The sequence below is a fragment of the Neisseria macacae ATCC 33926 genome, assembly GCF_022749495.1.
In the GTDB taxonomy this organism is placed as follows: domain Bacteria; phylum Pseudomonadota; class Gammaproteobacteria; order Burkholderiales; family Neisseriaceae; genus Neisseria; species Neisseria macacae.
On the sequence record NZ_CP094241.1, the window covers coordinates 993,715 to 1,014,648 of the forward strand.

Below are 20,934 nucleotides of genomic sequence, written 5' to 3' on the forward strand. Positions count from 1 at the left end.
AATGGTAAGAAAGTGTTTTGACCGGCTGATAAGACATATTCAGGCAATTTTTATTTTTGAATTTCTTGTTTGCCTATATGGGTTATATAAAAATGGAATATTTTTATGTTAAACAACGGAATAGGTTTTTAAATCATTTTAACTATTGAATGCGGATATATCTGGCAAATGTTTGCATGCGCTTAAAAACTTGTTAAAATCTCAAAAAATTATACAAATAATAATCAAAATCATTATATTTATATTCCAATCTGACTTGCGGCAAAACCTTTCCGAAGTTGTCTGAACATTTTCAGACGACGCTGTCTGACATTCCGCCACACAAGGAATCCGTTATGAAGCCAGTCAAAGTCAACACCCTTGCCGCCTGCATCACCGCCATCGGTTTCTCTCCCATCATTTATGCTGCCGATAATACGCCGACCGTCATTCTCGATCCCGTTACCGTCAAAGGCACACGCAATAAAGATGAAATCGGTAAAAGCCGAGTTTATACCCGCGAAATCGTCAACCTCTACAAAGGCAAGGAGGATGTCGAAACCTTCAAAGGCAACACCGTGTCCGACCTCTTCAGCGGCCTGCCCGGTGTCTACAGCGGCGAGGCGCGCAACAGCGGCGCGCTCGACCCCAATATCCGCGGCGTGCAGGGGCAGGGGCGCATCCCCGTTACCATCGACGGCACCGAGCAGGCGATTACCGTCTGGCGCGGCATGTTTGGCGCAAACAACCGCAACTATGTCGATCCCAATATCATCAGCAGCGTGTATGTGGAAAAAGGCCCGTCGTTCAACCGCGAAGTCAAAAGCGGTATCGGCGGTTCGGTGGCGCTGAAAACCCTCGAAGCCGACGACATCGTGTCCAAAGGTCAGAAATACGGCGTGGAAATCAAGGCAGAGGCTAGCAACAATTCCATCAAGCCGCGCAAAGCCACCTATGCCGAAAACGTGGACTACCGTACCTTGGAAAATCCTTTAAATGTAATGGGCGGATACTGGCGGTTTTATGCCGACGATTCCGACAGATTAACCCCGCGCTTCGGCGGCAAGCATAAATTTTCGGAAGACAAGGCCTACCGCATCGCCGCCGCGACCAAACAAGATAATTTCGATGCCTTGGTTGCCTATGCCTACCGCAACAAGGGCAATTACTTTTCAGGCAAAAAAGGCGCGCACCGTTACGGTTATTATTCTGCCGACAATGCCGAGAACCTCCGCAGACTGAACGAACGGGGAATAAAGGAACTCAGCCCCGAAGCCCCCATTATCGGCCTCTTCTATACGCCGGGGGGCGAAGTAGCCAATACTTCGCTGGAAACCGAATCCTGGCTGGGCAAAACCACCTTCCGCCTGCCGAACAACCAAAGCATCAAACTCGGCCTGCGCCACACGCACTCCACCTTCGGCGAGGTCATGCCCTCGCGTATCCTCAGCGGTGGCGGTTTACAAGGTGAAAACGTCAATTCTCGAAATAAAATCGCCGAATGGCCGCAGGCGTGGGTCAAGCAGCGTGCCTACAATATCGACTATTCGTGGAAGCCCGAAGGCAGCCGCTGGATTGATTTGAACGCCTCGCTGTGGACTACCCGCACCCGCTCCAAAACCAATTCCTCCGGCGGCGTTCCCGGCGATATTGCTTGGACCGACGTGGGATGGAATGCGGCCGCCGACGACTGGATTCAAGGCCTTCGCAAAAGGCCCGGTTTGGACGAAGGCCTGCCGAATACCGACGGCCGCTTCAATACCCGCCAGGCGCAGGCGCTCTACGCCACCAACAACCGCAACGGCTTCAATTTCTCCAACCGTATGAAGCTGCGCGACAATCTTGAGCTGACCGTATTGGGCGACTTTCAGAACGAAAAACTGGCAACGCATAACGAATTTGCCGATTTATATGGCAACCGCTACAAAAAGGAATTTGATCAAAACTTGATCTATCCCAGTTCATTTCTTGATACTATCACCTACCCGCGCAACGGCAGGCGGCGCGAATACAACCTCGGCTTCAATTTCCGCTTCGAACCGCGCCCGTGGCTGACGCTGACCGCAGGCGCGCGCTATACCAACTTCTCCCTGCAAGACGACAGTGTCAAAAAATTCTTAGACAACGGCGGTGAATTGGAAGCCCACAGGGGGCTTCGATATAGAGCCGAAGTTGTAGCAACGAAAAAGGATTACGAAGCCTACCAAAAAGCCAATGCCTGCATCATGTCGCCTACGTGCGAACCGACACAAGACATGTTGGATGCATCTGCTAAAATTAATCCCGTAGGAGCTGACGGTATACTACCAGTGTATATTAATCAAGCGCGTTTCGATTGGGCTAAAGACCAATACGGCAAACTGAATATGGCCGACCATCCGGTATTGAATAATCCCAAAGTGCTGACCCGTGTCGAGAACCCCGCCTATAATCCGGCTGATCCCAGTAGCCCGCGTTTTGTAAATAAATTCCAGAGCTTTAGGGCCGAGGGTTCAGGCGAACTTGCAGGCGACGTTACTTACAGAACCCCGCTGACCTCGGCGCAGAAGCAGCAGGCGCTGAAGCAGAAAGGCAGCGGCTGGGCACCCGCCGCCTCGGTAACCTTCAATCTGACCGACTATGCCCGCGCCTACCTGCGCTATACCCAAACCCTGCGTTTTCCCAGCATTTTCGAGGGCACCGTAGGTGTTCCCATCAGCCCGCAGCTCAACACCACCTCGGTAAACCGCTATGGCTACCAATGGAAACCCGAACGCGGCAAAAATTTCGAGGTCGGCTATATCCACGACCTGACCGGAATGTTCCCGAAAATGCGCAAGGCCGATTTCCGCATCAACTATTTCCGCAACACCACCAAAAACATCATCGACCGCAACGACCAGCTTGAATTCGAACAATTCGACAAGCAGATACGTTCTGGCGCGGAATTGTCCGCCCGCTTCGATACCGGCAAGGTGTACGGCAGCCTCGGCGTCATCCGCACCATCCGCAACGACGTCTGCGACGAAGGTGCCGCATTCACTGATCAATTACAGTCAGCCGTACTGAGATTGCATGTTCAAAGCAGCGGTAGCAAACCGCTGCTGCGCGCGCCGACCTGTTTCCCAGGCGGAGTGAAAATCGATGGTTACCTGTCATCTATGATGCAGCCGCGCTGGTCGGTCGATGCCGAGTTGGGCGCACGTTTCCTGAAAAACAAACTGGATGTCGGCACCCGCTTCCACTGGCACAGCGACGTCTATAAAACCCGTGTAGACTCATGGCGCGGCTTCGAGCGGGCGGTTAACGACCACTACGCCACCGCTGTGGACGAAGTCAAAGGTTATACTGACGGCATAGAAGATATGCGTTGGACCCCCACGGCCGTCGTCGATGCCTATCTGCGCTACCGCATCAACAAAAACATCACCGCTGAGTTGGTGGGCACCAACCTGACCAACCGCTACTATATGGACCCGTTCAGCCGCTCCTTCATGCCCGCACCGGGCAGGACGATCAGGATAGGGATTACGGGCAAATTTTGACCTATCGTCAGGCCGTCTGAAAAATACCGCCGCGCCAAAGCAGCCGGAAGATTTTCAGACGGTCTCTTCCTTTTCAGACGGCCTTCTCCGCCTTTTCAAACCCATCCATTACTCCCTTTGACAAAACCGCCCTTCCCACTACCCCGCCATTTCCGCACAACGGCAATCCGAACCTGTCATCACCTCGACAACAAATCCGCGCCATCTCCACGCAGACGGGAATGGGGGAAACAAAGCAGATTTATCCGTGCTGGCATTAGATATTTATGTAACCGCTACAACAATTATTTCTTTAGTTATATTTGATTAACGCAAAAGTTAATAGATAAAATATATTTAACAAAGAAGATAATTAAAATTATTTTTATTTGCATTAGTTGTAATCAGGCGTATAGTTCATATTACCTTCTGAATGCATTAAAGACCGCTTATCCGAATCCGGTCCGATTGAAACGGCCTTTTGTAAATCTTCGGAAGGTATTTGTAAACACCACATTTAGGAGATTTAATCATGACACACGCTAAACTTCTGATGGCCTTGGCCGCCGTGTTTGCCGCATCTTCTGCCCAAGCTCAAATCCGCACTTTTACTTCTGGTACGCAGATAGGGGCAACGGTTACAAACAACGGACTTCCCCGTCATATCGAATTGGGAATAGAAGGAGAAGGCAATTACAGAGGCAAGGCTGCTATCAATGTTGTTGACCCCAGTCTAGCAGCCCTATCCAAACAGAAAAAGGTAGCTAATAACAATCCCACTCCGTTCGCCAAAGTAGATTCTATCGGAACAAGACCATTTATCCGCCACTTGGCCAACGGCATTGTTAATAAGGACAGAAACGGCGTTATCGTTGCCCGCATGTACCGTATGAGTGGTTCTACTTGGGACGCGCTTTACAACAACAAAATATGGAAAATGCCCAACCACTCCCATTTGGGCCGTATGACTTACAGTAAAGTCGGCAATCTGGATGTGTATTTCGGCGAATGGGCGGATGTGAAAGCGGGAGCAGGTGCGGGTACTGTCGGTACCAATACTTCCGTGTTCTACAACGGCACGGGTAAAACTACCAGAATGCCGACCAGCGGCAAGGCTACCTATGCCGTCAAAGGTATCAACAATTACGTCAACCAGAACTCGCCCATCATGACCGGCACGCTGACCGCCGATTTCGGTGCCAAGAAATTGAACGGTACGATTACCAAAACAGGTTTGAGTGTTGCAATCGACAATGCCGTTATCAATACCGCCCAGGCTTCGTTTAGCGGCGCCGCCAAAGCCAACAGTAGCATCAACGGCAGAACCCAAGGCCATTTCTACGGCAACAATGCCGCCGCGCTGGCAGGGGTAGCCGATTTTAATAATCCTAAACTCAATACTGCCTTCGGCGGCACCAGACGCTAAAGCAGGCTGATTGGAAAACGATAATTATCCGTCGAGCGGAAGCCCCGCTTTCGCCCGATTCGGTTTCAGACGACCTTTAAACGAATTTTCAAAAAATATTCAGCTACATTAAAGAGGTTGATTATGAAACACACCGAACTTCTGATAATAGCGGTGGCTGTGTTTGCCGCTACCGCCGCGCAGGCACAGCCCCATTTTTTTGTATCCGGCACTCAAGCGGGCGCAACGGTTACGGACGGCAGGCAGCCGCGCTATATCAGGCTCGGAACCGAATCGTCAGGCTGGTACGGAAACAGGGCCTCCGTTCATATTACTTATTCCAATCTACTGACTTATAAAGGGAAAAGGCTGTACCACACCCATAAAAATTCGACTTCGTTCGCCCGCTTCGACGAAATCGGCAGATTACCGCTTACCCGCCGGTTATTCGACGGTATCGTCAACCGTGATGATAACGGCGTAACCGTTACCCGCCTTTACCGTATGTACAGCCCGATTTACAGATATGTCCCCGGCGGGGTACCCAACGATTATTCCAACCTGGGCCGCATGTCTTTTGCCAGGGTCGGCAACGCGGATGTGTATTTCGGCGATTGGGCGGACGTGCAGCCGGGTGCGGCGGCGGGAACTGCCGGAACCAATTATTCCGTGTTCTACAACGGTACGGGCAAAACCACGAAAATGCCGACCGGCGGCACCGCCGTTTACTCGGTCAAAGGTATTAATCATCATGTTGATGCCAATACCCCCCTGCTGACCGGCGATTTAAAGGCGGACTTCGCTAAAAAAAGGCTGAACGGCACGATTAAACGCCCCGGCCTGAGCGTTACCGTCGATAATGCCGTTATCAACACCGCGAACGCTTCGTTCGGCGGCAGGGCTACGGCCAACGATGTAAGCGGTACGACCCGTGGCAATTTCTACGGCAACGATGCCGCCGCACTGGCCGGTGTCGCCGAGTTCGCCCGAAATCCGAATCTCAATACTGCTTTCGGCGGTACGAAAAAATAATAATTGAAAACCCGAATGTCTGCCGGCCCGCTTCAGAGGCCGTCTGAAAACCCAATCCTACCACGCCAAAAGGAAAGTAATCTAAATGAAACGCCTGCTCATCCTGCCCGTTTTTCTGAGCCTGCTGCCCCACGCGTTTGCCGACGACAGGGAAGACCGCTTCATGCAGCTCAAACAGGGAACGGAACTCCGCCGCGCGCAGCAGGAAAGGAACGAAGCGGACAATACGGCGATTGAGTTCGGCGCGGGAGAAGTGCAGGACGGCGAAGATTTGGCGTTGTCGCTGATGAAGGCGGTCAACGCGCAAAACGAAGAGGAAACGGCGCGGCTGTTGGACATTTACCGCCGTCAGGATGATTCCGACCCCGATATAGTGCTGTTTGCCGAGGCCAATCAGGCGGTGTTCCGCGACGATTTGAAGGCCGCGCTGGCGAAATACCGCGAGCTTTACCGTAAAAATCCCGAATTTCTGCGCGGCCGCCTGGATTTGGCGCGGCTGCTGTTTATAGACAAACAAAACAAAGAATCGGCGGCATTGTTCGACGGCATCGATATTCCTGAAGTGCCCGCCGTCAATGAGAAAATCAAAGTGTTTGCCGACGCTTTGAAGAAACGCGATGCGTGGAGCGGTTCGGTTTCGTTCGGCGCGGGTTACGACACCAACTTAAACCAATCGTCGGGCGCGACGGTTGTCCGCAATCAGACAAGCTGCGGTTTCGATTCGAACGGGCAACCGATTCTGGACGGCGACGGAATGCTGTCCTGCCGCAACGAACGGCTTGACGCCTACGCGCCCGATGCGTTGAAAAACCGGATGTGGGTATATGAAGCCAACTTAAGCAGACGCATTTCGCTCAACGGCCACCACGGCCTGCAACTGGGCGGCTACGCATGGGGCCGGCTCTATCCCGGCAACAAGGAATACGGCGAACACAATATCAACGTCAGCCCCGCTTACAGTTTTCAGAGCAAAGACCATTCCTTCAGTATCGGCCCGCAGGTGCAATACGAATGGTCGGGCGGCAAACTGCGCGACAGCAGCGCCGGCATCAGCACGGCATACAGCCGCACCTTTTCCGACCAAGCCTCGCTGGGCGTGCAGCTTGATCACAAATACGACCGCTACCGCGGCGAATTAAAACATTTCAACGGCCCGCAGACGCTTCTGTTCACCACCGCCATCTACGCCCTGCCGAAAGACTGGCTGGTATTCGGCGGCTACGACTACCTGCGCAAAAACAGCCGCGAAAAAGTGGATTCCTACCGCCGGCACGGCCTGCGCGCGGGTGTCAACAAACGTTTCGAATCCGGCATCGACGCCACCTTTCAGGCAATCTGGCGTAAAACAGCATATCAGGACTACCATGCCTGGCTGGAAACCCGCCGCCATGATTCCGAACGCACCTATCAGTTGGACATCAAATTTGACCGTCCGTCCTTCCGCGGCATCACGCCCGTTTTCAGCATCAAACACACCGACAACAAAAGCTCGTCCTGGCTGAACCGCTACAAACGCAACGAATTTACCGTCAAAGCAGAATACAAGTTTTAAGCACTCGAGGTCGTCTGAAAACGAATTTTCAGACGACCTCGAGGGTTTCTGTTGCATAAGCTGTCAGCTAAGGAGTCGGTTTTGTAAGAGTGCTATTTTTATCCTGAATACACGTTATAATACGAACCTTGTTTTCAAACCGATTCGAGATTCCGTTTTCAGACGACCTTTAAGATAAAAGGTCGTCTGAAAACGTTTGTCCCGCCCATACGCATCCGCCGAACTATGATTCCATCCGATTTCATTGACGAGCTTCTGGCCAAAGTCGATATTGTCGATATTATCGACGAGCAGGTCCCGCTGAAGAAGGGCGGGGCGAACTATATGGCTTGTTGTCCGTTCCACAAGGAAAAGACGCCGTCGTTTTCGGTCAGTCCGACCAAGCAGTTTTATCATTGTTTCAGTTGTGGGGCGCATGGTTCGGCGATTGGTTTTGTGATGGAACATCAGGGGCTGTCGTTTCCGGAGGCGGTGCAGTTTCTGGCTGACCGCGTGGGCATGGCTGTGCCTAAAGTGCGCGGGCAGAACGACAATCCTGAAGTCCGTGCCGAACGTAAGAAAAAACAGCAGACGCTGGAGGAAACGACGGCTGCGGCGGCTGATTTTTATGCGCAACAGTTGAAATTTAATCCGGCGGCGAAGGCTTATTTGGATAAACGCGGTTTGAGTGCGGAAGTCATCGCGCATTATGGTTTGGGCTACGCGCCCGACGGCTGGCAGCCTTTGGCGCAAGTGTTCCAACCGTACCCGAATACTGCGTTGGTGGATACGGGGATGGTGATTGACAATGAGGGGCGGCATTACGACCGCTTCCGTCATCGGATTATGTTCCCCATCCGCAATCCGCGCGGGCAGGTCATCGGTTTCGGCGGCAGGGTGTTGGACGACTCGAAGCCGAAATATTTGAATTCGCCTGATACACCTTTGTTTGATAAGGGGAAAAACCTTTACGGATTATATGAAGGTCGTGCTGCGGTCAAGGAAGCAGGGCGGATTTTGGTGGTCGAAGGCTATATGGACGTGGTCGCGCTGGCGCAGTTCGGCGTGGGCTACGGCGTGGCGGCTTTGGGTACGGCGACGACGGCGGAACACGTCAAAATCCTGATGCGTCAGGCGGACAGTATTTATTTCTGTTTCGACGGCGACAGCGCGGGACGGAAAGCGGCTTGGCGCGCGTTGGAAAATGCGTTGCCGCAGTTGAAAGACGACAAATCGCTGCATTTTTTGTTCTTACCCGAAGAACATGACCCCGACAGCTACATCCGCGCCTACGGCAAAGCGCAATTTGAAGATGCGCTGTTGAATCAAAGCAAGCCTTTGTCGGAATATTTTTGGGAGCATCTTTCAGACGACCTCAATCTCAATACGCAGGAAGGTAAGGCAGAATTGGTGAAAACCAGTTCGCCGCTTTTGGCGCAGATTACCGCGCCGGCATTGGCGTATCTATTGAAACAACGGCTTAGCGAGCTGGTCGGCATCGATCCCGACAATCTCGCCCAACTGCTGGGGCAGGAAGCGCCCAAACGGCACGTCAAACAAAAAAGCTACAAACTGCCTCCGATTTCCGTCAAACAGCCGGTCATGCTGACGCTGGTGCAACGGCAAATCCGCAGCCTCTTGATAAATCCGGATTGGGCTGCATATATAGACCTGCCCGATTATTTGGCATTGGACGGCGATTTCGCCTGCCTTGCCAATCTTGCCGAAACCATTAAAAGCCATGCCGCCGTACCTGCTACCGCGCAGGTTTTAGAGTATATGCGCGGTTCTCCTTACGAAGAAACCGTGAACCAAATCTTCCAATCGACACTCTATTCTGAAGAAATGGAAGGCGGAGGCGAAGAAGACCGCGAGAACTTCCAAATCGGCATGAAGAAACTCCTTAACGAGTTAAAATACCAACAAATCGAAACCCTCAAGCAGAAAAGCCTGCAATCGGGTTTGAATGAAAATGAAAAAAAACTCTTGCTGTCGCTTTTGACCGCAAAGCAAAATTGAACGAACGGCAATCCCAGCCGAATCCAGCAACCTTCAGGCCGTCAGAAAAGCATTGTCCCAAGCTGCGAACATGATGATCCCGCAGAACACCCGTTCCAAAGAGCTTTCAGACGACCTCAGCGTTACAACCCGGCAGATTGAATTTAAATCGGTTGTAACTCTGTTCCGCCTTCAGGTGCATCATGCAAACCGTCGGCACACCATCAGATCAAGAAAGTAATCCATGTCTAAAGACCAAAATCACGAAGACTATCAAGAACAGGACGACAACCGTCCGCTGACCCTCGAAGAGCAGCGCGCCCGCCTGCGCCAGCTCATCATCATGGGTAAGGAACGCGGCTACATCACTTATTCCGAAATCAACGACGCCTTGCCCGACGATATGTCAGATGCGGATCAAATCGACAACATCGTCAGCATGATTTCCGGCTTGGGTATCCAAGTGACCGAGCAGGCGCCTGACGCGGAAGACATTTTGTTGAGCGACAACGCCGCCGCCGTCACCGACGACGATGCCGTTGCCGAAGCCGAAGCCGCCTTGTCCAGCGCGGACTCCGAATTCGGCAGAACCACCGACCCCGTACGTATGTATATGCGCGAAATGGGGCAGGTTGACCTGCTGACCCGCGAAGACGAAATCATCATTGCCAAAAAAATCGAAAACGCCCTGAAAAACATGGTGCAGGCAATTTCCGCCTGTCCGGGCTCCATTGCCGAAATCCTTGAGCTGATCGAGCAAATCCGCAAGGATGAAATCCGCGTGGACGAAGTGGTCGAAGCCATCATCGACCCGAACGAAGTGTTGCTCAACGAATTGGGCTTGGGACACTTGGAAAGCGCGTCAAACGACGACGATTCCGGCAGCAGTGAAGAAGATGAAGCGGATGAAGACGACGATGACGACGATTCCGGCAGCGACTCCGAAGCCATGTCCGCTGCCCATCTTGCCGAATTGAAGCAAAAAGTGCTGGAACACTTCGCCTTCATCGAAAGCGAATACGGCAAGATGATCAAAAAGCTGGAAAAACACGACAGCCGCCACCCCGATTATCTGGCACACCGCGACGCCATCGCCAACAAGCTCTTGGAAGTCCGCTTTGCCACCCGCCAAATCGAAAGCCTCAGCGGCAACCTGCGCAGCCGTGTCGAAAACATCCGCAAGCTCGAACGCGAAATCCGCGACATCTGCCTTGACCGCGTCCATATGGAACGCGACTACTTCATCCAAAACTTCCTGCCCGAAATCACCAACCTGAAATGGGTGGAAGAAGAAGTCGCCAAAGGCAGGGTCTGGAGCGACGCGCTCGACCGCTTCCGCCACGCCATCCTCGAAAAACAAACCGAGTTGGCGAACATGGAAAAAGAAACCCGCATTTCCATCGAAGAGCTGAAAGACATCAACAAAAACATGGTGTCGAGCGAAAAAGAAACCGCAGCCGCCAAGCAGGAAATGATTCAGGCAAACTTGCGCCTGGTGATTTCCATCGCCAAAAAATACACCAACCGAGGTTTGCAGTTCCTTGATTTGATTCAAGAAGGCAACATCGGCTTGATGAAGGCGGTCGACAAGTTCGAATACCGCCGCGGCTACAAATTCTCCACCTACGCAACATGGTGGATCCGCCAAGCGATTACCCGCTCGATTGCCGACCAGGCGCGCACCATCCGTATTCCGGTGCACATGATTGAAACCATCAACAAGATGAACCGTATCTCCCGCCAGTATCTGCAAGAAACCGGCGAAGAGCCCGATTCCGCCAAACTTGCCGAGTTGATGGAAATGCCGGAAGACAAAATCCGCAAAATCATGAAAATCGCCAAAGAGCCGATTTCGATGGAAACCCCGATCGGCGACGACGACGATTCGCACTTGGGCGACTTCATCGAGGATGCCAACAACGTTGCCCCTGCAGACGCCGCGATGTACACCAGCCTGCACGAAGTCACCAAAGAAATCCTCGAAAGCCTGACCCCGCGCGAAGCCAAAGTCCTGCGTATGCGCTTCGGTATCGACATGAATACCGATCACACGCTCGAAGAAGTCGGCAAACAGTTTGACGTAACCCGCGAACGTATCCGTCAAATCGAAGCCAAAGCCCTGCGCAAACTGCGCCATCCGACCCGCAGCGACCGCCTCAGAAGCTTCCTCGACAGCGAAGACAGCAAACTGTAAAACAGCAAACCGCAGGTTTATCCCTGCGGTTTTTTATGGGTAAGGGGTCGTCTGAAACAGAAGTTGTACGTTTTCAGACGACCTGTTTTGCATTCATTGCACGGTTGGTTAAAACCCGTAGCGTGGGCTTTGCCCGCGGATAATAGAGAAAATTTCAGCAGCTTTTTTATTTATCATCTTCGTGGGCAAAGCCCACGCTACGACTTTATAACAGCAAACCGCAGGTTTTATACCTGCGGTTTTTTATGGGTAAAAGGTCGTCTGAAACAGGAATTGTACGTTTGAACTGCACCCCAAAAGTTGGACATCCCCTCCAACTCACAAGGTGCAGTTTTTTTTATGAGCAAATATACATTACACTTCAAATACCAAGCCGTACTCCACTACCTGCATATACGCAGCCAACAACGTACCGCAGACCACTACGGCATTTCCCGAACCCACCTGAGACGATGGATACGCGCCTATCAAGAAGGCGGTATCGGCGCACTCGAACATCCCCAATCCAAAACCATGCCCCAACACCGCAAAAACCCCTTCATCGCCGACAAACCCGACCAAGAAAAAACGCAGGCAGAGCTTATCGAAGAGTTGTGCTATATGCGCGCAGAGGTCGCCTACCTAAAGGAGTTAAAAGCCCTCAGCCAAAAACAGACCGAAAAGGACAAAGCCAAACCGTCCAAACACTGAGGGCGCAACACCCGCTCAAATACCTGCTGCACATCGCAAACCTGCCCAAAAGCAGCTTTTACTACCATCACCAAGACCGACCCGATCCCGAAGCAGCCGACAAAGCCCTCCTTGTCGAAACCTACCGGCGGCATAAAGGACGCTACGGACAAAGGCGCATTGCCGCAGCATTGGGTTGGAACCGCAAAAAAGTGGCGCGGTTGATGAAGCAGTTGGAACTGAAAGCCCTCATACGGGCGAAAAAAGCCTACCGCCATCCCGCCATGGGCGAGATATCGGAGCACCTCCTCAAACGCCTATTCAAAGCTGAAAAGCCCAACGAAAAATGGCTGACCGACGTTACCGAACTCAAAGGAAAGGACGGCAAACTGTACCTCTCGCCAATCTTGGACTTGTTCAACCGCGAGATCGTCGCCTACGCCATGAGCCGCAGAGCCGACAGCGAAATGGTGAAGGAAATGCTCGAAAAAGCCGCCCCCCGTCTGACTGCTAAAGGAACGATGCTGCATTCGGACCAAGGCGTGCTGTACCGTACGTCGGGATATAGGGAATTGCTTGCGGAGTATTCCATGGTTCAAAGCATGTCGCGAAAGGCGAACTGTTGGGACAATGCGCCGATGGAAAGCTTCTTTGCGGTGTTAAAGACGGAGTGTTTCTATAACGCAGGTGAATTGACGGTAGATGAATTGATGAAGCAGATAGATGACTATATGGATTACTACAACCGGGAGCGTTGCAGTTTGAAATTGAAAAAGCTGAGTCCTGTCGCATACAGAACCCAGCTTGCACAGAGCGCCTGAATAGGCTTTTATGAGTGTCCAAGATTTGGGGGCCAGTTCAGTTTTCAGACGACCTGTTTTGCATTCATTGCACTATGGTCGGTTAAAACCCATAGCGTGGGCTTTGTCCGCGGATAATAGAGAAAGTTTCAGCAGCTTTTTTTATTCATCATCTTCGTGGGCAAAGCCCACGCTACATCGCGTTATTTTTTCTAGACCGGCTGGCAACCAAAACATAGTTTGCAAAAAAAAGGTTGTCTGAAAACCGGTTTCCGTGTTTTCAGACGACCTTTCCTATATTTTCAATTCAAAATCAAACCATTCAGTCTTTCGCCGTGTTCATCAGCCGCAGGGCTTTGAGGCGGCCGATTTCTTTTTGGTATTCTGCCAAACCGACGAATGCGCCGCGATGATCGTAAACGCGGATGGGCTGGTTGGCGGAGATGTCCTCGATAAACTGCGGGTGCTGGCCGCATTTGAGCATGGTTACGGCACGGTCGTTCAGTTCGATTTTGGGGAAGTGCCGCACTAAAACGTCGCAGGGCAGGAGCAGGGCGTCGCGTTCGGTTTCGTTTAATTCTGCCAAGGCTTCGAGCGTGTGGCTTTCGCGGATGGTGAAACCGGCGGTTTCCGTACGGCGCAGGGCGGTCAGGTGGGCGAACGTGCCGATGTGTTTGGCGATGTCTTCGCTGAGGGTGCGGATGTAGGTGCCTTTGCTGCAACGTACGTCGATGACGGCTTTGGGCGCGTTAAACTCGGTGATGTCGATGGCGTAAATGGTGATGTCGCGCGGTTTGCGTTCGATGACGATGCCTTTACGGGCGTATTCGTACAGCGGTTTGCCTTCGTGTTTGAGGGCGGAAAACATCGGCGGCACTTGGCGGATGTTGCCTGTCAGGGCTTGGCAGGCCGTCTGAAATTCGGCTAAGGAAATATCGGCGCGGGCAGTGGCGATGATTTCGCCTTCGGCGTCGCCCGTGCTGCTGGCTTCGCCGAGTTTCAGGGTGGCGGTGTAGGCTTTGTCGGCATCCAGTAGGTATTGGGCGAACTTGGTCGCTTCGCCGAAGCAGACGGGCAAAAGTCCGGTTGCCAAAGGGTCGAGCACGCCGGTATGCCCCGCTTTCTCGGCGTTGTAGAGACGGCGGGCTTTTTGCAGGGCGGTGTTGCTGGAAAGTCCTTCGGGCTTGTCGAGCAGAAGGACGCCGTTGACGGGGCGTTTGGCGGGTTTGGCGGTCATGATGGTGGGGAAGGGTAAGTGGCGGGTGTTTGGGCGGGAAATGATTGCAAAAGGTCGTCTGAAAACAGGTTCGCGCTTTGACTGCGGCGTTTTCAGACGACCTTTACCTTTAATCTTCCACCGGCTTTTCCGCCGCCACTTGGTCAATGAGGCTGGAAATGCTCATGCCGCGTTCGAGCGATTCGTCGTATTTGAAGTGCAGTTCGGGCGTTTTGAAGAGTTTGATGCGTTTGGCCAATTCGCTGCGCAAGTGGCCTTTGGCGTGTTCCAAGGCTTCTTCGGTGATGTCGCGGGTGCTGTCGTCGAGGACGGTGTAGAACACGGTGGCGTGGCTGTAATCGCGGGTGACTTCGACTTCGTTGATGGTGATGAAGCCTGCGCGCGGGTCTTTCAGGCCGGTGCGGACCAGCTCGGCCAGTTCGCGCATGATTTGTTCTTTGACACGGTCTTGGCGGGCATAGCCGCGTTGCGGTTTTCTCATGGTTTTCCTTAAACGGCGGCGGCCGTTTCAACTTTGTTTTCAGACGGCCTGTGTGAAATAAATGCGGTATTATAACGGATATACGGCAATTTGAGGTCGTCTGAAAAGGAGTTTGGCTATGCAGAAAATCAAAATCGGATTGGCAGGGTTCGGCATGTCGGCGCAGGTGTTCCATCTGCCGTTTTGGCGTGCGGATTCGCGGTTTGAAGTCGTGCGCGTGTTTGAACGCAGCGGCAATAGGGCGCAGGAAGTCCTGCCGCAGGCGCAGACCGTGCGTTCGTTTGAGGAGTTGCTTACCGACGATGTGGATTTGGTGGTCGTGACCACGCCGAACCAGACGCATTTCGATTTTGCCGCTCAGGCTTTGCGTGCGGGTAAAAATGTGGTGGTGGAAAAACCGTTGTGCGCCACGGCGGCGCAAGCCTTGCAACTGGCGGAACTCGCCGAGCGGCAGGACGTATTGCTGACCGTTTACCAAAACCGCCGTTGGGACAGCGCACCGCTGACCGCCAAAAAACTGCTTTCAGACGACCTCTTGGGCGAAATTGTGGATGCGGAGTTTCGTTTCGAGCGTTATGCGGCTGCCTTGAACAAAAAACGCTGGAAGGAAACCGGCGAGGCGGGCGTGGGACTGGTGTACGACTTGGGTTCGCACCTCATGGATATGGCGGTCGATATTTTCGGGATGCCCGATGAGCTTTATGCCGATGTGCGCTATCAACATGAAGGAGCGGTCAGCGACGACAATTTCTATATCGCGCTTTATTACGCTGACGGCAAAAAAGTTGCCCTGACCGCAAGCAAATATGCCCGCGAACCTTTGCCATTCATGACTTTGCATGGCAAACGCGGTTCATACGTCAAACAAAACGTCGACAACCAAGAAGCCCTGCTGCTCGGCGGCGCGCAACCCGTCGGAGCTTGGAACCGTGAGCCGGAGGACGAATGGGGCATCCTGCATACCGAAATTGATGGGGCGGTTGTCCGCAAAACAATCGAAAGCGTCAGCGGAAATTATGCAGCGTTTTATGAAAACCTTTATGACGCCTTGCAAGGCAAGACTCCCGCAGCGGTGCAGCCGCGCCAAGTGGCGGAGGTGCTGGGGTTGCTGGACAAGGTTTATGAAAGCGCGAAATCGGAGTGTCGGGTGAAGGTGTCGGGAGTGGTTTAAACCGCCGGATAGAAGGGCAGGGCAAAACCATTGGGGAAACGTAAGCCTGAAGATCGCAGAAAATAAGCCTCCGTTGCGTATCCTTTATTTTGTTTCGTTATAAAAAAAAGTATAATCACACCCATTCAAAAACAATCCGAGGCCTGCCAAATGAACGTAACCGTTATCAATCACCCCCTTGTCCGCCACAAACTCACGCTCATGCGCGAGGCCGATTGCAGCACTTACAAATTCCGCACCCTCACTACCGAGCTGGCGCGCCTGATGGCTTACGAAGCCAGCCGTGATTTTGAAATTGAAAAATACATTATCGACGGCTGGTGCGGTCAAATCGAAGGCGACCGCATCAAGGGCAAAACCTTGACCGTCGTGCCGATTTTGCGTGCCGGTTTGGGTATGCTCGACGGCGTGCTCGACCTGATTCCGACTGCCAAAATCAGCGTGGTCGGATTGCAGCGCGACGAAGAAACGCTCAAACCTGTTTCCTATTTTGAAAAATTTGTGGACAGCATGGACGAACGCCCCGCGCTGATTATCGACCCCATGCTCGCGACCGGCGGTTCTATGGTGGCTACCATCGACCTGTTGAAGGCGAAAGGCTGCAAAAATATTAAGGCGTTGGTACTCGTTGCCGCACCCGAAGGCGTCAAAGCCGTCAATGAAGCGCATCCCGACGTCACCATCTACACCGCCGCCCTCGATAGCCATCTGAACGAAAACGGCTACATTATCCCCGGCTTGGGCGATGCGGGCGATAAGATTTTCGGTACGCGCTGATTCGTGATTTGAGGTCGTCTGAAACTGAATGTATGGGTTTCAGACGACCTTTTTATAGTGGATTAACTTTAAGTCAGGACAAGGCGACGAAGCCGCAGACAGTACAGATAGTACGGAACCGATTCACTTGGTGCTTCAGCACCTTAGAGAATCGTTCTCTTTGAGCTAAGGCGAGGCAACACCGTACTGGTTTAAAGTTAATCCACTATACAAGGTATTTTTCGTTGAAAATCCCATGTTAGAAAGGACAACCATGAGCTTCCAAGACAACCTCGCCGCCATGCCCGACATCGGTCATTTGAGCGGACTCGACATCCTCGACGCACAAGGCAAAGCCGTCCATCACATCCCCAACGCGTCCGGCAAACAAGGCTCGCTCAAGCTGTACAACGCTTTAGCATTGAATTTCGGCGGCAAGCTCGATGCCGCTGCTGCTGCGCAGGGCTTGGATTGGTTTGCCGAACACGTCGCCGATGCGCAAGCCAATCCGGGCAAGCATCCCAATATCGATTTGCTGTTGCAAGTGAAAAACGAAAACCTCAGATTACTTCTAAAGCCGGTTAACGCTTAAACATCAGTTAAGCGAAAGGTCGTCTGAAAACAGAAATCCCGTTTTCAGACGACCTTTTTTCATGAAACCGTTTCGTTATAAATAAAATTGTTATATTATAACCAATCAAATTTTCTACCCGATACATCTGGAGAACCCATGAAAAAAACCGCATTGTTCATCGCATCCGCACTCCTGTTCAGCACAACCGCCCACGCACACCGCGTTTGGGTCGAAACCGCCCATACGCACGGCGGCGAATATCTGCAAGCTGAGTTGGGCTACGGCGAGTTTCCCGAACTCGAACCCATCGCCAAAGACCGCCTGCACATTTTCAGCAAACCCATGCAGCTCGTTACCGAAAAAGGCAAAGAAAATCTGATTCAAAAAGGGACGTTCAACTACCAATACCGCAGCAAACAGCCCGTTAAAGACGGCAGCTATCTCGTTATCGCCGAATACCAACCGACCTTCTGGTCCAAAAACAGCGCAGGCTGGAAACAGGCGAGCATCAAAGAAATGCCTGACGCCAGCTATTGCGAACAAACCCGAATGTTCGGTAAAAACATCGTCAACGTCGGACACGAAAGCGCAGACACCGCTGTCATCACCAAGCAAGTTGGACAACATTTAGAAATCGTTCCGCTGGACAACCCCGCCAACGTCCACGTCGGCGAACGCTTTAAAGTCCGCGTCCTTTTCAACGGCGAGCCGCTGCCCAACGCCACTGTTACCGCCACATTTGACGGTTTTGACACTAGCGACCGCAGCAAAACCCACAAAACCGAAGCCCAAGCCTTCTCCGATACTACGGACGATAAAGGCGAAGTCAGCATCATCCCCCTGCGTCAAGGCTTCTGGAAAGCCAGCGTAGAACACAAAGCCGATTTCCCCGATCAAAGCGTGTGCCAAAAACAGGCGAACTACACCACCCTGACCTTCCAAATCGGTCATACGCATCATTAATATCCAATAACAAAGGTCGTCTGAAAACCGTATTGCAGGGTTTTCAGACGACCTTTTTCGTTATCAGCCAATCAATTTCAGCCAATTAATTTAATAAACAGCCATCCATCAAGGCTTATGCGGCGCAAACGTCCATTGCCCAAGCGCCAAGCCCAAATCGAATAGATTCAGACGACCTATCGCCACCCTGACCAAACGCAGGCACGGAAAGCCCGCCTTAGCCGTCATCCGTCTGACCTGCCGGTTTTTCCCTTCCGAAATCCGAATTTCCACCCAAAAATCAGGCACGGATTTGCGCACGCGGATAGGCGGCACACGCGGCCACAAAACATCCGCTTCGCCCGCTTCCAACACGCGGACCTTTGCCGGACGCGTGACAAAATCCCCCAAATCCACACCGCGCCGCAGCATATCCAGCTTCGCTTCGTCAGGCGAACCTTCCACCTGCGCCCAATAAGTTTTCTCCAGCTTAAACTTAGGATCCGCAATCCGCGCCTGCAAACGCCCGTCGTTCGTCAACAGCAGCAAACCCTCGCTGTCCGTATCCAAACGCCCCGCCGGATAAAAGTCCGGCAGCGCCACATAATCTTTCAAACACCCATACTTTTCATGCGCCGAAAACTGGCAAATCACGCCATGGGGCTTGTTCAATACGATTAAATCATTCATTTTCATCACATCCTGAAACCAAGCATGAATTGTACCAGCCGCCGCATACGGGCTACAATTTCACGCTTCTTTATATTTTATACAAATGATTTCATACGGTTAAAAAATACCCTGAAGCCTGGCTTGACACGTCCGAGCCAAACCAGTATATTACGCACTTCCTTAGGAGTAATGGCTGAGAGGCTGAAGGCACTTCCCTGCTAAGGAAGCATGTGGGGTCAACCTGCATCGAGGGTTCGAATCCCTCTTACTCCGCCACCATACGAAAACCCGTCGATTATCCGACGGGTTTTCTTTTTAGCGTTTTTGTGAAAGCAAGGATAACTGACAGGCAAACCGTCAAACTTGATGTTTACGGAACATGAAAGCGTTTGCGCGCAGGCTGGATTGCCGTTGAAACCGATTATTAAGCACGGCAATCATTAAAAATCAAAAAAAGGTCGTCTGAAACCGGATTTCAGACGACCTTTTTGTATGTCAGTGCAGCGGCTTATTCTTCCGGAGCGCGGAAGGTGTCGTGGCAGGATTTGCAGCTTGCGCCGGTTTCGCCGTAAGCGGCTTTGATTTCTTCCAGCTTGCCGGTTTGTGCGGCGGCGTTCAGTTTTTCAACGGCTGCGGCGAATTTGTCTTCTTCGGCTTTGAATTTGGCCGCATCAGACCAAACCGCAGGCAGGGCGCGGCCGTTGCCTTTGTCGTCAGATTGGAAGAAGGTGAAAGGTTTTTTGCTGGTTTCGGCAAAAGTTGCCGCAGCCTGCTTGAATTTTTCCACGTCGTAAGGCTCTTCGCCTTTTACCATTTTGCCCATGCTGGAGAATTCGGGCATCATGGATTTGAACGCGGTGGTACGGTCTTCGGAGATCGGACCTTTGGGTTGCGCGGGTGCGCCGCCACCGCAGGCGGTAAGGGTCAGGGCAGCGAGCAGCGCCGCTGAGAAGAGTTTGGTATTCATGGCTTTGGTGTCCTGTGATAGTATTTTGTTATTCATATTTTTCAGACGACGTCTGAAGAGGTCGTCTGAAAAGTCGTAATCATACCTGAAATGGGTTTACAAAACGAGAAAAGAAAGGAAATAGTTATGGCGATTTTGGTTACCGGCGCGTCAGCCGGTTTCGGCGAGGCGATGTGCCGCACGTTTGTACAGGCCGGTTATTCCGTTATCGGCGCAGCACGGCGCGGCGAGAAACTGCAGGCATTGGCATCCGAATTGGGCGAGCGGTTTTATCCTTTGGAAATGGACGTTTCGCGTACCGAGTCGATACGCAACGCGCTCGACAGTCTGCCTGAAAATTTTGCCGAAATCGATTGCCTGATCAACAACGCCGGATTGGCATTGGGTTTGGAAACGGCGGACAAAGCAGATTTCGGCGATTGGGAAACCATGATTCAAACGAATATCGTCGGTCTGACTTTCCTGACGCGCCAAATCCTGCCGCAAATGGCGGAGCGCAAACAAGGCTATATCATGAATCTGGGTTCGATTGCCGGCAGCTATGCCTACGAGGGCAGCAACGTGTACGGTGCGACCAAGGCGTTTGTGCGCCAGTTCAGCATGAACCTGCGTGCGGAATTGGCGGATAAAAACATCCGCGTCACCAACATCGAGCCGGGTTTGTGCGGCGGTACCGAGTTTTCCAACGTCCGCTTTAAGGGCGATGACGAGCGGGCGGAAAAGGTTTATGAGAACGTCGAATCCATCCGGCCGCAAGACATTGCAGATACGGCTTTGTGGCTCTATCAGCGTCCGGCGCACATGAACGTCAACTCCATCGAAATCATGCCCGTCGCCCAAACATTTGCCGGTATGAAAGTGATCCGCAATACGCTGCCCGTGCCCGCGCAGGCGGAGAGTTTCGAGAAACAGAGTATGTCTTTGTTTGCACGGATTAAGTCGTGGTTCAAATAGACAGATTGGATGGGATGGGTCGTCTGAACGGTGGCGCTCGGTTTCAGACGACCTCCGAATATCTGCATC

The 20,934-nt window shown here is 52.4% G+C and carries 17 protein-coding genes and 1 tRNA gene; 14 read left to right on the top strand and 4 right to left on the bottom strand.

What is annotated here, in order from left to right; translation table 11 throughout:
• Window positions 1-335 precede the first annotated feature (335 nt).
• The 8 genes from MON40_RS04790 (at window position 336) to MON40_RS04825 (ending at window position 13,132) form a co-directional block, all read left to right on the top strand.
• Window positions 336-3,503: a TonB-dependent receptor domain-containing protein gene (locus MON40_RS04790; RefSeq protein ID WP_003779245.1), complete on the top strand. Its 3,168-nt coding sequence runs from the start codon at window positions 336-338 to the stop codon at window positions 3,501-3,503.
• Between the two features lie 511 nt (window positions 3,504-4,014).
• The gene (locus MON40_RS04795) at window positions 4,015-4,908 is read left to right on the top strand and encodes a Slam-dependent surface lipoprotein (RefSeq protein WP_003779246.1); all 894 of its coding nucleotides are present in this window, start codon (window positions 4,015-4,017) and stop codon (window positions 4,906-4,908) included.
• 123 nt (window positions 4,909-5,031) lie between these two features.
• Window positions 5,032-5,919, top strand: coding sequence for a Slam-dependent surface lipoprotein (locus MON40_RS04800; protein WP_003779247.1), 888 nt, complete (start codon window positions 5,032-5,034; stop codon window positions 5,917-5,919).
• A gap of 85 nt (window positions 5,920-6,004) precedes the next feature.
• The gene (locus tag MON40_RS04805) at window positions 6,005-7,471 is read left to right on the top strand and encodes a surface lipoprotein assembly modifier (protein WP_003779248.1); all 1,467 of its coding nucleotides are present in this window, start codon (window positions 6,005-6,007) and stop codon (window positions 7,469-7,471) included.
• A gap of 225 nt (window positions 7,472-7,696) precedes the next feature.
• Window positions 7,697-9,469 carry a DNA primase gene (gene dnaG / locus MON40_RS04810; protein ID WP_003779249.1) on the top strand — a complete coding sequence of 591 codons (1,773 nt, stop codon included), beginning with the start codon at window positions 7,697-7,699 and terminating at the stop codon, window positions 9,467-9,469.
• 223 nt (window positions 9,470-9,692) lie between these two features.
• A complete protein-coding gene (gene rpoD, locus MON40_RS04815; RefSeq protein WP_003757828.1) occupies window positions 9,693-11,642 on the top strand; it encodes an RNA polymerase sigma factor RpoD in 1,950 nt (649 codons plus the stop codon).
• A 339-nt stretch (window positions 11,643-11,981) separates the two neighbouring features.
• Complete coding sequence (locus MON40_RS04820) at window positions 11,982-12,332, top strand: helix-turn-helix domain-containing protein (protein WP_003756443.1); 351 nt, start codon at window positions 11,982-11,984, stop codon at window positions 12,330-12,332.
• Window positions 12,236-13,132 carry an IS3 family transposase gene (locus MON40_RS04825; protein ID WP_242926011.1) on the top strand — a complete coding sequence of 299 codons (897 nt, stop codon included), beginning with the start codon at window positions 12,236-12,238 and terminating at the stop codon, window positions 13,130-13,132. The genes MON40_RS04820 and MON40_RS04825 overlap by 97 nt, the downstream gene beginning before the upstream one ends.
• Before the next feature lie 301 nt (window positions 13,133-13,433).
• Here the strand turns inward: MON40_RS04825 and truB are convergent, their stop codons facing one another.
• Both truB and rbfA read right to left on the bottom strand, forming a co-directional pair.
• Window positions 13,434-14,348: a tRNA pseudouridine(55) synthase TruB gene (gene truB, locus MON40_RS04830; RefSeq protein ID WP_039863139.1), complete on the bottom strand. Its 915-nt coding sequence runs from the start codon at window positions 14,346-14,348 to the stop codon at window positions 13,434-13,436.
• A gap of 109 nt (window positions 14,349-14,457) precedes the next feature.
• Window positions 14,458-14,829: a 30S ribosome-binding factor RbfA gene (rbfA, locus tag MON40_RS04835; protein WP_003685554.1), complete on the bottom strand. Its 372-nt coding sequence runs from the start codon at window positions 14,827-14,829 to the stop codon at window positions 14,458-14,460.
• 118 nt (window positions 14,830-14,947) lie between these two features.
• Here rbfA and MON40_RS04840 point away from each other — a divergent pair, with 118 nt between their 5' ends.
• From MON40_RS04840 to MON40_RS04855, 4 genes are all read left to right on the top strand, one after another.
• Entirely contained in the window at window positions 14,948-16,000 is a 1,053-nt protein-coding gene (locus MON40_RS04840; protein ID WP_003779260.1) for a Gfo/Idh/MocA family oxidoreductase, read from the top strand.
• Between the two features lie 150 nt (window positions 16,001-16,150).
• Window positions 16,151-16,777: a uracil phosphoribosyltransferase gene (gene upp, locus MON40_RS04845; protein ID WP_003744890.1), complete on the top strand. Its 627-nt coding sequence runs from the start codon at window positions 16,151-16,153 to the stop codon at window positions 16,775-16,777.
• A 253-nt stretch (window positions 16,778-17,030) separates the two neighbouring features.
• A complete protein-coding gene (locus tag MON40_RS04850) occupies window positions 17,031-17,348 on the top strand; it encodes a DUF2322 family protein (protein ID WP_039863141.1) in 318 nt (105 codons plus the stop codon).
• Window positions 17,349-17,486: 138 nt separating this feature from the next.
• The gene (locus MON40_RS04855; protein WP_003779271.1) at window positions 17,487-18,293 is read left to right on the top strand and encodes a DUF4198 domain-containing protein; all 807 of its coding nucleotides are present in this window, start codon (window positions 17,487-17,489) and stop codon (window positions 18,291-18,293) included.
• A gap of 108 nt (window positions 18,294-18,401) precedes the next feature.
• Here the strand turns inward: MON40_RS04855 and MON40_RS04860 are convergent, their stop codons facing one another.
• Window positions 18,402-18,962, bottom strand: coding sequence for a pseudouridine synthase (locus MON40_RS04860; protein ID WP_039863161.1), 561 nt, complete (start codon window positions 18,960-18,962; stop codon window positions 18,402-18,404).
• A 165-nt stretch (window positions 18,963-19,127) separates the two neighbouring features.
• On the opposite strand from MON40_RS04860, the gene MON40_RS04865 reads away from it, so the two are divergent.
• Window positions 19,128-19,220: transfer RNA gene (locus MON40_RS04865), tRNA-Ser, on the top strand.
• A 232-nt stretch (window positions 19,221-19,452) separates the two neighbouring features.
• Here MON40_RS04865 and MON40_RS04870 read toward each other — a convergent pair.
• Complete coding sequence (locus tag MON40_RS04870) at window positions 19,453-19,911, bottom strand: c-type cytochrome (protein ID WP_039863144.1); 459 nt, start codon at window positions 19,909-19,911, stop codon at window positions 19,453-19,455.
• Window positions 19,912-20,037: 126 nt separating this feature from the next.
• On the opposite strand from MON40_RS04870, the gene MON40_RS04875 reads away from it, so the two are divergent.
• On the top strand, window positions 20,038-20,865 hold the full coding sequence (locus MON40_RS04875; RefSeq protein ID WP_009312070.1) for an SDR family oxidoreductase: 828 nt from the start codon (window positions 20,038-20,040) through the stop codon (window positions 20,863-20,865).
• Window positions 20,866-20,934: the final 69 nt, after the last annotated feature.